Below are 13,853 nucleotides of genomic sequence, written 5' to 3'. Positions count from 1 at the left end.
CCATGCGCTGCTTTACGGTACTCGGTCCCTCGCAGGCCGGGAAATCCACGCTCGTGGAAAAGCTGGCCGCACTGGAGGGTGCATCGAGGAAATCCACTTCTCCGTACGGATTGGGCCTGACCGAATTCGAGTTTGGCAAGGAGACCTGGTGCGCGCTGGATGCGCCAGGCTCGGGCGAGGCTCTCGCCCACGCCCAGCACGCACTTCTGGCGAGCGATGCCTGCATCTTGTGCGTTTCACCCAATCCTGAGGAAGCTGTCCTTGCGGCTCCCTACCTGCGCGTCATCGAAGCTTCGGGCACGCCATGTATCCTTTTCGTCAACCGGATGGATGAGCCACGAGGACGCTTGAGGGACGTCATAGCTTCCTTGCAGGATTTCGCCAGCCACACCCTGCTTCTCCGGCAGATTCCCATCCGCGACGGCGATAAAGTCGTTGGCAGCTGCGACCTGATCTCCGAACGCGCCTGGCGCTATCGCGAGGGGCAGACCTCCGCCCTGATCGAGATCCCCGAAACCATCGTCGAACGCGAACACGAGGCACGCACCGAGCTTCTCGAACATCTCTCGGAGTTTGACGATTGGCTGCTGGAGGAACTGATCGAAGATCGCGAACCGGCGAGCGACGCCATCTATGCCATCTCGTCGCGCGTCCTCAGGGAAAACCGCATCATTCCTGTGCTCGTGGGTGCGGCGAGCCACAGCAATGGCATGATGCGCCTGATGAAGGCGCTGCGCCACGAAGCGCCGCAGCACGATATTCTTCGCCGTCGTCTGGCGGCAGCGGCCAACGTGAAGGAAACGGCACTGCTTGGCGTCAGTTTTCACGCCTATCACCGCCAGAACGTCGGCAAGACGGTGCTCGTGCGGGCGCTTGGCGACGGGCTCAAGCAGGGATCGTTGCTGGCCGGCGGGCGCCTGGGTCCTGTCCAGGATGCCGGGACCGGCAAGCCCGTCGCGACGGCGACCGTCCCCGGCGACGTTTTCGCAACGGTCAAATCCGACCACCTCACCGTTCCTGCGCTTCTATCGGCAGATGCCACTGTGGCGCCGCCCGAATGGACGGCGCCGCCAACACCCATGCTGGAACGGATACTTGTGCCGGACAGCGAACGCGATGAAACCAAGCTTTCCGAGACACTGGCCAAGCTCGCCGAAACCGACCGCGGTCTCAAGGTGATGCAGGAAGAAGGCACGGGCGCGCAATTGATCTGCGTCCAGGGGCCGGTACATCTGCGCGATCTGTGCAGAACCCTGGCAGACGTCTTCCACGTCAATGTCACCGACAAGCCGCCGAGCCCCGTTTATCGCGAGACCATTTCGAAATCGTCCGATGTTCACTACCGTCACCGCAAGCAGACCGGTGGGGCGGGGCAATTCGCGGACGTGAAGCTCAGCGTTCATCCGAATGGGCGCGGTGAAGGCTTCAGCTTCGCGGAGACGGTCAAAGGTGGCGCTGTCCCGCGCAACTTCATACCTGCTGTCGAAGCGGGAGCGCGTGAGGCGATGGAGAAGGGTCCGCTCGGTCTTCGCGTCATTGATATTGGCGTGACGCTTACCGATGGTCAGCACCATGCGGTCGACAGCTCGGAATTCGCGTTCCGGGCCGCCGGCAAGATGGGAGTCCGGGATGCGCTCGCACAGGCCTCGGCCGTACTGATGCAGCCGATCTTCCGGGTCGAGATTCACATCCCCTCCATATATTCCGGCAGTCTGGTACCCATCGTCTCGTCCTTCAAGGGCCAGGTTCTCGGCTTCGACCGGGACGAAACAGCCAAGGGTTGGGATATTTTCCGCGCGCTTGTCCCGGGTAACGCACTCGATGATCTGGCACGCTCGCTGCGCTCCGCAACGCAGGGCATAGGCACGTTCACCAAGAGTTTCGACCATTTCGAGGAACTTTACGGCAAGGAGGCCGACGCCATCATCAGCGCCTACGCAAGCTGATGGACACCTGAGCCGTGCTGACGGAACAACGCCTGGAACTCTCCGGATTCCAAAAGATCGCCCCATATCATTTTCAGGCGGATCTCTGAGTTCGCGACCTAGTTAATACGGGTCGGTTCCGGTTTGTGCCAAAAGATGATACATTCCCGCGTTGCGTTCATGTGAATATTGGACGGGGGGACGTTTCGTGAACTCATTCTGCGTCGCGTTTTTTGGAGGAATGCTGGCGGTATCATCCGCACTTGCCGGACCGCTGCACGATGCCGCCAAAACCGGAGATGCTGCTGCCGCCAGGCAATTGCTTGATCAGGGCGCAGGCATAGCGCATCCGGACGAGGCCGGTGAGCCGGCACTGCTCATTGCCTCGCTCGCCGGGCACCGGGAAGTGGTTGCTCTTCTGCTCGAAAGGGGCTCGAACATCGAGATCCGCAACAAGGGCGGTCTGACCGCACTACATGCTGCGGCCTATGGCGGCAATATCGACGTCGTCGAACTGCTCGTGGCCAAGGGTGCCCCGGTCAATGATGAAAAGAACTTCTACCGCATGACGCCCCTCCACGCCGCGGCGGAAGAGGGACATGCGGAGGTGGTCACGCTTCTGCTCGCCAACAAGGCTGAAGTCGAGCCGAAGGAACGCAACGGTTATACGCCGCTCACACAGGCCGGGTGGCGGGAACATTGGGATGCGGCTGCCGTGCTGATGAAGGCGGGTGCTGAATGTCAGAAGGCCGATCTGGTCGGCCAATGGCTCTATACCGAGTGCACCAAGCGAAAATAGACGGTCACCGGCCACATCCTTGAGACTAGGGAGAAACTGAAATGTTTAAACGGCGTTTGAAACGCAATCTTCGCATGGCTGCATCCATGGCTGCGGCCGCAATTCTATTCTCGTTCGTGCAGCCCGCTTCAGCTGGAGAATTCGTCAATACAGGCTATTTCGGCGACGTTGCCATCAAGGGCTACGATCCGGTCGCCTATTTTACCCAGAATCAGGCGGTACAGGGATCCGACAGGTACTCCCATCGCTGGCTCGGTGCGACCTGGCATTTTTCCAGCGCGGAAAATCGTGATCTGTTCATGAAGGACCCGGCTAAATATGCACCCCAATATGGTGGCTATTGTGCAGACGGAGTTTCACTCGGCACGGTCACGACCAATGTCGATCCAAAGGCATGGCGCATCATTGAAGGCAAACTATACATAAGTTACGATCCGGGCGCCGCCGATGGCTTTGAGAAAACCCCGACGAAGCTCACAGACTCGCGCAAGCATTGGTCCAAGGTGGAAGACACGCTCGTAGCGGAGAAGCTGCAGACAGACTGGCAGAAAACACCTCCGAACTGACGGTACTAGCACGTCCTTCATGGCGCGATGGAGAAATACATCAGGGCGCGCGGGGTGACATGGATATATTCGGCGTCCTGGTGGTCGGGCTGAGTGTTGCGATAGACATAACCGCAGACCATCCGGTCCAGAAAATAACCGCCAAAACGTTCGCATAGCCGGTTGCCGCGAACTTCGACGAGCCCGGTAATATTCGTATTGGCGCTCCGGTAGGCGGTGTTGCCGCCCGTGTCGAAATATTGCACGAACTCGGTGCCGTTCTTGTGCTTGCCGCGCCAGAGTTTGTTGTTGACCATCGTCGTCAACTCGGCCTCGCCGACCTGATCCGCCGGCGCACCGGAGAAACCAAATGGCCATTCAGGTACGCCGGCCTTGCGCAATCCGTCCAGATGACGGCGAAGATCGTCTTCCCGCCAATAATCATAGAGATAGCCGTAATATGTCAGGTTGCTGTCGGGAAAAAGCTCGAGCAATTTCCCCGTCTCTCTCGACGCGAGCGACTGGTCGCCGCGATCGACATAGGCGGCAGCCAGATATTCGCGAGACGGCTCCGCCTTGGGCAGCGCATCGCGCGCCGCCTCCATCAGCGGGACTGCCCGCGCACTGTCACGCGCAATGTAAAAGACAATGCCGGCAAGCAATTGAAGGGTCGGTGGCGGCGCTGGATCAAGCCGAAGCGCCTTCTCCATATCTGCCTTGGCCTCGGAATGGCTGCCGGTCTGGGCAAGGATCAGGGCATGATTGCCGACGATTTCCGCGTCGTTCGGCTGCGCTGCAACCGCCCTGCTCGCAGAATTTCGAGCCTCGCTCTGGCGCCCGTCCACGAGTTGCAACAATGCCAGCACCGTATGCGCCCGTGCATTATTGGGGTCGATCTTCAGCGCCTGCCCCGCCGCGTCATAGGCGATCTTCCGCGCCACCGCCGCCGACCAGAGATAATTATAGTCATTCCGCCACACGTCGACGGCCACGCGGGCAATCCCCGCATGAGCATTGGCAAAGTCGGGATCGAGATCGATCGCCCTCTGGTAATAGGAGAGAGTTCGGCGGTAAGTGTCTACATCGCTATAATAAAATCCCTCCTGCTCGGCCCTGAGATAGTAGTCGTAAGCTTCGAGGTTGTCGGTCGGTATGCGGGCGATCTGGTCGCGTTCGCCTTCGCTCAGCTTCACTTCCAGAGCGGAGATGATCTTTCCGGTAACGTCATCCTGCACGGCGAACAGATCGGCATACTGGCGATCGTACCGCTCGGCCCATAGGGAAAGACCGGTTAGCGCATCGATCAATTTGACATTGATGCGCAAGCGCGAGTCCGCACGCTGCAGGGTTCCCTCGAGAACATAATGGACGCCCAGCTCGGCAGCCACGTCCTGAATTTTTCCCGCCGTGCCCTTGATGGCGAAGACCGAGTGGCGCGCAATCACGAAGAGGCCCGAGACCTTCGAAAGTTCGGTGATGAGGTCGTCCGTCAAGCCCTCGGCGAGGCGGTCGTGACCCGTATCGCCGCTGACATTGATGAAGGGCAAGACAGCGACCGACGGCTTGTCCGGCAGCGGATAGGCAAACCGCTCGACGAGTGACGCCGGCTGAAAAAACAACGCTGGTTTCCACCATAGAACCCCTGCCCCAAGCAATGCCAGCACAAGGACTGCAAGGGCAGGTACGCGCCACCGGCGCATGTTGCGGCGTGCACCAACGGTTTTTCCCGCCGCCGCAGGGTCGAGAACAACGCGATAGACGCGGATCGGCTCGGTGATGTTCTTGACGCCTTGCTCGCCAAGCGAGACATACCCGACGGGCAGTTTCGATTTTACCTGGTCGTAGGTGGTACCCGATATCGCGATGCCACCCGGCTCGGCCAGCGTCTGGATTCTCTCGGCGATGTTGACACCATCGCCCTGGATATCGCTGTCCTCTACGATAATATCGCCGAGATTGACGCCGATGCGAAAGACCAGGCGCTCTTCCGATGGAGCTGCCGCATTGCGCTCGGCTTTTTCCCGCTGCACCTCGACGGCACACCGCAGGGCAGCGACCACGCTGTGAAACTCGACCAGCAGGCCATCACCCATGGTCTTGACCAGCCGCCCTTGATGCTCTGCAATCTTCGGCTCGAAGATTTCCCTCAGATCAGCCTGAAACCGGACACGCGTTCCCTCCTCGTCGGTCTGGCTCAAACGGCTGTACCCGACGACATCAGCGATAAAGACAGCTGCAAGACGGCGCTCCATGCCCGGTCCCCTGAGAGGAATTCCAGGGAAAACTGTGCAGCGGCTTCCCCCCGGAACTGCGTAAAACAGGAGTGCGATTGCTCCCGCTATACCTTACAGCAGGTCAATCGGCGATACCATCGCACCAATAGAAATCCGCTACCCCTTCATCATTTCGCGCAGCACCATGCGCTTGAAATGCTCTACCAGCGCGTCGCCTTCCCTGCGCTCCACCGAAATCGCGAGGCGCATCGTAGCCTCGCCGAGCTGCATGATCAGGAAGCTCGATGTTTCAAGTTCCGCGCGATCGGCACCCGCTTCGACCCGCGCCCGCGCTGCCGCCAGCACCGCCCCATTGATGCGGCTATCGGCGAGGTCGATATCGCGCAGGGCCTTGTCTGCCTGTGTCCCCGACCAGATGTCCCTCATCACCGGTTCGGCGAGGAACATCGCGTAGTAAATATCGATCAGCTCGCCAAATGCCCGCCGCAGGCCTTCGCGGTCGGTCACGCCTTGCAGCCCCTCCGCAATACATTGGCGGCCGAGAGCATTATAGCGTTCCGCCAGTGTGCGAATGATTGCGCCCTTGTCGGGAAAGTACTGGTACAGCGAACCGATGGAGATTCCGGCCATTTCCGCAACGTCGCTCATGCGCATGGCGTCACTCCCGCTTCTCTCGATGAGCGCCGAGGCGCAGCTCAAGATCCGCTCCACACGCTCGCGGCTGCGCTTCTGCGTAGGCTCGCGACGCACGCTTTCCAAAGCCAAATTCTCATTCATGAGCATTCCTCACATTTTTGCTTGACTCACATAATATGAGGATTTATCACTTTTGCAAATATGAGACTTGCTCATGTTTAAGAGGAGATGAAAATGACCACCTTCCGCACCTCGCAGTTTCCAGTTCTCATCGTCGGCGGCACGGGCAAGACCGGCCGCCGTGTCGTGGATCGGCTGACAGCTCGGGATATTCCCGTGCGCATCGGCTCGCGCAGCGCCAGTCCATCATTCGATTGGGAAAATCGGGAAACTTGGGCACCGGCGCTCGAATGCGTCTCGGCTGCCTATGTCACCTACTATCCCGACCTAGCCCTCCCCGGTGCAGCGGATACCGTTGCCGACTTCGCACGCCTCGCAATCACCAAGGGTGTCGGGCGCCTCGTCCTGCTCTCGGGCCGCGGCGAACCAGAAGCGCAGCGCGCCGAAGCACTGTTGCAGGCGTCGGGGGCCGACTGGACCATTGTCCGCGCCAGCTGGTTCATGCAGAATTTTAGTGAAAGCATGCTGCTCGATCCGATCCGTTCCGGCGCTTTGGCGCTGCCGGCCAGCACCGTGCGCGAACCATTCGTCCACACCGACGACATCGCCGATGTCGTCACTGCAGCGCTTACCGATGATCGCCACATCGGAAAGCTCTACGAGGTCACCGGGCCCCGCGCCATGACCTTCGCCGAGGCCACGGCCGAAATATCCAGAGCCGCCGGGCGGCCCATCGACTACGCGACGATCACCCCGGAGCAGTTCATGCAGGGTCTGCAGCAGGCCGCGGTTCCCAACGAAATCGCCGCGCTCGTCAACGAGCTCTTTACGGTGGTGCTCGATGGCCGCAATGAATATCTGACGGACGGCGTCATGCAGGCGCTCGGGCGTGCGCCGCGGGATTTCACCGACTATGCGCGCGAAACGGCAGCAACGGGCCTATGGCGGGGCGCGGCATGATCGCACCCATTGCCGCATGCTCAGCGCCTTGTGCAAAGCCGGGTCATGAGGCACACTCCGCCGCAAATGACCAAGGAGCATCGCGCATGTACCAGCCACCGCATTTCCGCGAGGAGAGGCTCGACGTCCAGCATGCGCTCATCAGGGCGCACCCGCTCGGCCTGTTGATCAACAGCAGCGAAGACGGTCCGAACGCCAATGCTATTCCCTTCCTGCTCGATACGCATGCCTCGCCGCAAGGCACGCTCCACGCCCATCTCGCACGTGCCAATCCGCAATGGCGCCAGCTCGCCGGCGATGGCCGCGTGCTCATCGTCTTCCAGGGTCCCCAGAGCTATGTGACGCCCTCCTGGTATGCGACCAAGCAGGAGACCGGCAAGGTGGTGCCGACGTGGAACTATGCGATCGTGCAGGTGCGCGGCACAGCAAGGGTGATCGAGGATCGGGAGTGGCTGAGACAGCATGTCTCAGAGCTGACGGTCAGCAACGAGGCGCCCCGCGCCATGCCTTGGGCGGTGGATGACGCACCCGAAACCTATATCGAAGCGCAGCTCAAGGGCATCGTCGGAATCGAGATCGAAATCGCTGCGATCGAAGGCAAGTGGAAGGTCAGCCAGAACCGCCCGGAAAGCGACCGCACAGGTGTTGCGGATGGCCTCGCAGCCGAGCGCGACACAGCCGGAGCACATGCGATGGCGGAACTGGTGCGCAGTGGCGGACCGAACGAGCGTCATTGAACAACGGGGAGTTTCAGTCATGCACTATGCCATTCTTGCCTACCACGAGGAGGCAGTGGTCGAATCATGGACCAAGGACGAGGATGCGGCATTGATGGCCGATCTGCTCGAGGTCAATGATCGTCTCGTCCGGCAGAAACGCCTCGGCCCGGCCGCACGCCTTGGCCCGACCGGGCGCGCCGTGACCCTGCGCGGCAAGGATGCCGGCATGGTCATCGATGGCCCGTTCGCCGAAACCAAGGAGCAGTTGCTCGGCTTCTACATCGTCGATTGCCCGGCGATCGAAGACGCCATCGCCGCCGCGCGCGAACTGCGGCGTGCCAATCCGACCGCCGTTTATGAAATCAGGCCGATCCTGCTCTATCGCCCGGGAGCGCCACTCGAGCCGAACGAGACAGCCTGACGCGTTTATTCCGCTCAGTCAGGCAGCGGTTGGCCGGACTGCTCCTTGACCATGTATTCCGCATACCAGTCGGGCCAGTTCACATCGTACTCGCCGCCAGTCCGTTTCTCGTGTTCGCCATGCGCCGCGCCTGCACGGCGCAGCGCGGCCGCAAGGTCGTTTACCGAGGCGAAGGTCGTCTCGCTCGCATCTATGCGTCCGGGCAGTCGCGCCGTGATCTCCTGGAATAGCCAGCCATTGCCATCGGGATCGTTGAACGATGCGAACGAGCGATAGGTGCCGCGCTGCGGGTCCGGTCCATTGACCCGTACCCGTCCAAACAGGTAGGGCTCGTCGGGGCCGGTATAGGTCTCGCCTTCAGAGTGGAAGATTTCACTGATCGTGACGCCGCGTCCGATGAGATCCCTGCGGGCCGCCTCGATGTCGGACACGATCAGATACAGCCCCTGGGCGGAGCCCGGGGCCGCAGCGGTGACATTCTTGCCAAAGATTACCGAGCAACCGGAGCCCGGCGGCGTGAACTGCATCACTCGGTAGTCTGTGCCGGAGAAATCGGCGTCCAGCCTCCACCCGAGCTTCGCGTAGAATTCCTTGGCGCGGTCGGGATCCGAAACGGGAATGACGACAATCTCGAGCTTCATGTCCACTGTCCCTGATTTGTTTATCTCTGCACTCATGGCAAGGTCCTCCTGATGCCTGTTGCAATTGAAGAACCGCCTCGGCTCTTCTGGATATCTACTGGCGCAATGATTTGAACGCGGCGCGAAGCTCGGCGCTGAAAAGCTCCGGCTGCTCCCACGCGGCGAAATGCCCGCCCTTGTCGACCTCGTGGAAGTAGATCAGGTTGCGATAGGCGCGCCGGGCCCATGTCTCCGGAGCGCGATAGTTTTCCCACGGAAATACCGTGATTGCCACCGGCAGCGATATCTCGGACGTCATCTCGACCGCCGACAGCGCGGGACTGCGTCCACCGCCATATTCCCAGTAGAGCCGACCGGATGATGTTGCGCTGTTCGTCAGCCAGTAAAGCGTGACGTCGTCCAGCACCTCGTCGACGGATTTCTCCGGATCGTCATTGCTGTATGTCCATCTGGAAAAACCCGGATGTCCGAGCATCCATGCAGCGAGGCCGGCTGGCGAGTCCGTTATGGCATAGCCGATTGTCTGCGGCCGCGTGCCCATCATCGTCGCATAGGACCGGTTCCCCATTTTGCCGGCCGCGGCAAGCGCGTCGAATGTCTTGCGTTCCTTTTCGGTCAATCCCTCAGGCGCGGGCCCGCCGACGGCAAGCACTGCCGCAATCTCGGGCGGAACGATGGCCGGCAAGTTGATGTGGATGCCGAGCAGGCCTTCCGGAGCCTGGCGCGCCATGGCGCTCGATACCGGCGAACCCCAATCGCCACCCTGGGCGACATAGCGCGTATAGCCGAGGCGCTTCATCAGCACTGCCCAGACCTTGGCGGTGCGGTCCGGACCCCACCCGGTGTCCGTCGGCTTGCCGGAAAAGCCATAGCCGGGCATTGACGGAATGATCACGTCGAACGCGTCCTCCGGCTGCCCGCCATGGGCAACAGGATCGGTGAGCGGGTCGATGATCTTGAGCTGCTCGAACACCGATCCGGGCCAGCCATGGGTGATGATCACAGGCAAGGCGTCTTTCTGTTTCGAGCGGACATGGATGAAATAGATGTCGATCCCGTCGATATTGGTGACGAATTGCGGCAAGGAATTCAGCTTCGCCTCGATCTTGCGCCAGTCGTAGTCGCTGCCCCAATATTCGACGAGCGGCTTGAGCTTCTCGAGCTGTATGCCCTGGGATTGATCAGTCACCGTCTCGCGGTCGGGCCAGCGCGTCTCCTGGATACGGCGGCGCAGTCGGGTGAGTTCCTCCTCGGGCACCTCGACGCTGAACGGCCTTATGGAGGTGTCTTCGGCTGCCTGGGGGCTCCCTGCAAGTACGGGCGGCAGCGCACCGCCAACGGCGACAACCAGGAACCAAAGCGTGACTGCCGCAAGCGTCGTGAAAAGCCTTCTCATCGCATTTCCCCTCGTTTGATCGGTGAACTACTCGGGATAGGTCTCGGCACCCTCCGGCGGCGCCTTCTGGTACAGGATGAATGCGAGGGGGTTGCCGGCTTCGCTCGTTACATCGCTGCGCAGGCCCGCCACCTCTCCGGCCACGCCGCTGGTATATTCCGCAACCACCTCGCCGAAGCTGTTGCGTTGGATGCATATCTTCTGTCCGGCTTCGACCTTGTCGTTGAGCTTGACCAGATGCTCGACGAACCCGCCCTGCGTCGCGAGGATCGGAAACGCACTGTTGCCGACAAAGACGCCCGCGTCCTTGCCGGTGCGTCCCATTGGGCCGGCAAGGATGCCATGATGCTTGAGAACATTCATCGTGCCTTCCACGAACTGGGCGATCAATTCGAGATCCAGGACCCGCGCAGCGCCAACCTCCGGGCAGAAAGACGGGATGCCCGCGTCTACAAACGCGTTGTGCAGCACGCCGGGATAGGTGTGATTGTCGAAAATCTGCGCGACGGGATAAAGCTCAACGATTGCCTTGATCTCGGGTACATCCATGCTGGCAATATTGAAAGCCGAAACCTCGAAACCGGTTGTCCCGGTGTGGAAGTCGATAGCGACGTCGGCGTTGGGTCGAAGAAGCCGGTTGAACAGCAGTCCGGCGTGCCGGCTGGTCGGGGTGACACCATTCTCGTTTCCGGGCCATTCCCGATTCATGTCGATGAGATCGATGCCCCGGCCCGAATTCGGCCATCGCCGCTGCATGGCCTCGATCGCCGGGCCGGACACGTCAGTGACCCCCATCACCGTGCCGGACATTTCGCGCGGATCGAGCTGGTTCATCACGGTCTGGACCGTGTGCACCGAACTCATCTCGTCGCCATGGACGCCGCTGACCAGCACGACCCGCTTGCCCGGCTTTGCGCCCTTGGCGACGATCACAGAGGCATACCGCTGCTGGCCCGTTGGCATCTGTACACCCTGAAAATACAACAGATGCTTCTTGCCGGGTTCGAGGTCGTTGACGTCGAGTGTACTGACAACTTTCTTTCCCTGCACCACATCGCCAGTATAGACGGTTGCCTGCGAAGCGGGTGCCGCTGCGTCCTGGGCATTCGCGGCACCAGCGTTGATAGCGAAGGCCGCCGACACGCCGACCGTGGCAATGGATGCGATCATGAAGTCGCGGCGATCGAGGCCTTCTATAGGCTTGTCCGACATGATGGAGGTCCTTTGTGAAATTCAGGTTGGAAATAACGGCATTGACGTCGGCCACAAGGTTTCCGGCGACACGCCTGAACGTCTTCATGCAAATCCCGGGGCATAGACAGCTACCGCAGGCGTGACCGTTTCTTGTAGCGCTCGTCCTTGCCGGCCCAGCGGCAGCGCTGCATTGCATGACAATCTGGATGCTCTACAATGCTTGAAGCAGTTGAACGCGCGGCAGGCGCAAACAGCAAGTACGTAACGGTTAAGTTGCGACTACCAACACACGAATCCGCCATCCACGACGAGATCGATACCAGTTACGAATGACGAAGCGCGGCTTGAAAGAAATACGGCAGGACCGACCATTTCTTCAGGTGCCGCAAGGCGGCCCATGGGGGTGTCCCGTTCGAATATTTTCACCTGATCCGCGACTTCAGCCCGCCGGTTCATCGGCGTCAGCGTGTAGCCCGGGCTTATCGAATTGACCCGGACACCGCGGTCGATCCATTCCATTGCCAAGCTTTTTGACAGGTGGATAACCGCGGCCTTGGATGAGTTGTAGTCGGCTTGTTTCAAGTCACGATTGACTATCGAACCTGACATTGAAGCAATGTTGATGATGGAGCCCCTCTTCCGGGGAAGCATTACGCGTGCCTGCGCCTGGCAGGACAAAAAAACACCCGTTACATTTACATCATAAACGCGTTGCCAGTTCTCCAGTGGAAGCGTCTCGGCATCGCCGCCGGCGCCGATACCTGCGTTATTGACAGCAATCCCCAAAGAGCCAAGCTCCTTTTCCGTCAAATCGACCGCTTCCATTAGGTCCGCGGCAGAGGTTACGGAGCCTTCGAATGTTAAGGCTCGGCGGCCAAGAGCGCGAATCCTATCCGCTGTTCCATTCAAACCGCCGCTTGAGAGATGGCCAAAACAGGCTACGTCGGCCCCGGCCTCGGCCAAACCAATCGCGATAGCCTGGCCGATGCCACTGCCCGAGCCCGTCACCATCGCAACCTGTCCCTTAAGGTCGAACAATTCCATCGATCTCTTCCCTCCCGTAAAGAATCCCGTTTTCGGCGATAGCTCACCTGAACTATAATCTACACGGAAAAAAGTCGCGTCGCTGATCTAACGTGCCGTGTCTCAGAAACTCCGATCAACGTATTGAATGACCGGGTCGCAGCTTGACAACGGACCCGCCGACTTCGTGGGCGATGTGTCCGAGCAAGCAGACAAAACGTCTCATGATCTCGCAAGCAGAGGCCGTGGCAGCACTCATCCTCGAAGCGGCAGGCTTGGGGCCCAAAGGGCTGATCAGGGGCTACACGCTCAGATGAGTCCCAGGTAGCCTTTCCGCAAAAACCCCGTACATTGCTACCCTGGGGATACCACGGTTGTAGCGGTTTCGCTGTGCTCGCCGCTTTCAGCGCGCGACAACTCACCGAACGAACCGTCTGGCGGGAGACATGTATGGTGTTGGGAATTCTTATCGGTGCCATTTTCGTCGGCGCAACGATTGCGCTCACCCTCGCCTGTTATTTTCTCATGCGCTGGATGAGTGGCAATGAGCACGAGAGCCATGAAAGGGACCTCGCAAGTTCAGTCGTCTTCCGAGTCTCTGCCATGCACGGGCTGATCCTGGCGCTGGTCTTTGCGCAGGAAATGTTCAGCTATCAGCAACTCCGGCTGCAGACCGCTACCGAGGCCAATGCCATCGCCGACATCTATTTCGATGCCGGGCGCTATGGCGACACCGAGAAGGTGAATATTCAGAAGGAGCTCTCCGACTATGTCCGCGTCGTCATCGAAAAGGAGTGGCGTGGACTGGGCGAGACCAACCGGCTTTCGCCGGAAGCCTGGGCACAGTGGGATGAATCCTATCGCGCGATACTTGATCTGGTGCCCACCAACCCGCGCCAGCAAAGCTTGCGCGGTCACATGCTCGACCGGATCTATCTTGTCTCGGAAAGCCGCACCAAGCGCGAGAGCACAGTTGCCGATGCCCTCAACGGGATATTCTGGTTCGCCGCCATTTCCGGGGTGATCTTCATCGCGGTAGCCTATTATTCTTATCCGCCGACGCACCGCAATATCATTCTGATCTCGCTTTTCGGCGCCTATACCGGCGTTATCCTGTTTCTGATCTACGCCTTCTCCAACCCCTACATCCAGCCGGCGGAACTCAGCCCCGGTCCGTTCCTGCGGCTGCTGGAACAGATCGCCGCCTTGCCGCCGCCAGGCCAGACCGCGCCGCAGTGAT

13 protein-coding genes are annotated in these 13,853 nt (G+C 60.2%); 7 read left to right on the top strand and 6 right to left on the bottom strand.

Going from position 1 to position 13,853, the window contains the following annotated elements:
- The first annotated feature begins 2 nt into the window (after positions 1-2).
- From CU100_RS10270 to CU100_RS10260, 3 genes are all read left to right on the top strand, one after another.
- A complete protein-coding gene (locus CU100_RS10270; RefSeq protein WP_106716489.1) occupies positions 3-1,946 on the top strand; it encodes an elongation factor G in 1,944 nt (647 codons plus the stop codon).
- A gap of 220 nt (positions 1,947-2,166) precedes the next feature.
- Positions 2,167-2,724 (top strand): ankyrin repeat domain-containing protein, encoded by a 558-nt coding sequence (locus tag CU100_RS10265; protein WP_106716488.1) that lies wholly within the window; start codon positions 2,167-2,169, stop codon positions 2,722-2,724.
- A 41-nt stretch (positions 2,725-2,765) separates the two neighbouring features.
- A complete protein-coding gene (locus CU100_RS10260; protein WP_407070318.1) occupies positions 2,766-3,290 on the top strand; it encodes a YHS domain-containing (seleno)protein in 525 nt (174 codons plus the stop codon).
- A gap of 17 nt (positions 3,291-3,307) precedes the next feature.
- Here the strand turns inward: CU100_RS10260 and CU100_RS10255 are convergent, their stop codons facing one another.
- Together CU100_RS10255 and CU100_RS10250 are read right to left on the bottom strand one after the other, a co-directional pair.
- Positions 3,308-5,521: an adenylate/guanylate cyclase domain-containing protein gene (locus CU100_RS10255; RefSeq protein ID WP_106716487.1), complete on the bottom strand. Its 2,214-nt coding sequence runs from the start codon at positions 5,519-5,521 to the stop codon at positions 3,308-3,310.
- Positions 5,522-5,659: 138 nt separating this feature from the next.
- Positions 5,660-6,280 (bottom strand): TetR/AcrR family transcriptional regulator, encoded by a 621-nt coding sequence (locus CU100_RS10250; protein WP_106717211.1) that lies wholly within the window; start codon positions 6,278-6,280, stop codon positions 5,660-5,662.
- Positions 6,281-6,373: 93 nt separating this feature from the next.
- Between CU100_RS10250 and CU100_RS10245 the strand changes: the two genes are divergently transcribed.
- The 3 genes from CU100_RS10245 to CU100_RS10235 all read left to right on the top strand — a co-directional run bounded on the left by CU100_RS10245 (position 6,374) and on the right by CU100_RS10235 (position 8,359).
- Entirely contained in the window at positions 6,374-7,219 is an 846-nt protein-coding gene (locus CU100_RS10245; protein ID WP_106716486.1) for an NmrA family NAD(P)-binding protein, read from the top strand.
- 86 nt (positions 7,220-7,305) lie between these two features.
- The gene (locus tag CU100_RS10240; protein WP_106717210.1) at positions 7,306-7,956 is read left to right on the top strand and encodes an FMN-binding negative transcriptional regulator; all 651 of its coding nucleotides are present in this window, start codon (positions 7,306-7,308) and stop codon (positions 7,954-7,956) included.
- Between the two features lie 19 nt (positions 7,957-7,975).
- Entirely contained in the window at positions 7,976-8,359 is a 384-nt protein-coding gene (locus CU100_RS10235; RefSeq protein ID WP_106716485.1) for a YciI family protein, read from the top strand.
- 14 nt (positions 8,360-8,373) lie between these two features.
- Here CU100_RS10235 and CU100_RS10230 read toward each other — a convergent pair whose 3' ends face one another.
- The 4 genes from CU100_RS10230 to CU100_RS10215 form a co-directional block, all read right to left on the bottom strand.
- Positions 8,374-9,036 carry a VOC family protein gene (locus CU100_RS10230; protein WP_106716484.1) on the bottom strand — a complete coding sequence of 221 codons (663 nt, stop codon included), beginning with the start codon at positions 9,034-9,036 and terminating at the stop codon, positions 8,374-8,376.
- 58 nt (positions 9,037-9,094) lie between these two features.
- Complete coding sequence (locus CU100_RS10225) at positions 9,095-10,396, bottom strand: epoxide hydrolase family protein (protein ID WP_106716483.1); 1,302 nt, start codon at positions 10,394-10,396, stop codon at positions 9,095-9,097.
- A 27-nt stretch (positions 10,397-10,423) separates the two neighbouring features.
- Complete coding sequence (locus CU100_RS10220; RefSeq protein WP_106716482.1) at positions 10,424-11,608, bottom strand: M14 family metallopeptidase; 1,185 nt, start codon at positions 11,606-11,608, stop codon at positions 10,424-10,426.
- A 261-nt stretch (positions 11,609-11,869) separates the two neighbouring features.
- Positions 11,870-12,634 carry an SDR family oxidoreductase gene (locus CU100_RS10215; protein WP_106716481.1) on the bottom strand — a complete coding sequence of 255 codons (765 nt, stop codon included), beginning with the start codon at positions 12,632-12,634 and terminating at the stop codon, positions 11,870-11,872.
- A 429-nt stretch (positions 12,635-13,063) separates the two neighbouring features.
- On the opposite strand from CU100_RS10215, the gene CU100_RS10210 reads away from it, so the two are divergent.
- Positions 13,064-13,852 carry a bestrophin-like domain gene (locus CU100_RS10210; RefSeq protein ID WP_106716480.1) on the top strand — a complete coding sequence of 263 codons (789 nt, stop codon included), beginning with the start codon at positions 13,064-13,066 and terminating at the stop codon, positions 13,850-13,852.
- Position 13,853: the final 1 nt, after the last annotated feature.

This window comes from Phyllobacterium endophyticum, assembly GCF_003010935.1.
Taxonomy (GTDB): Bacteria; Pseudomonadota; Alphaproteobacteria; order Rhizobiales; family Rhizobiaceae; genus Phyllobacterium; species Phyllobacterium endophyticum.
This window is presented reverse-complemented; position numbering and strand designations above follow the sequence as displayed.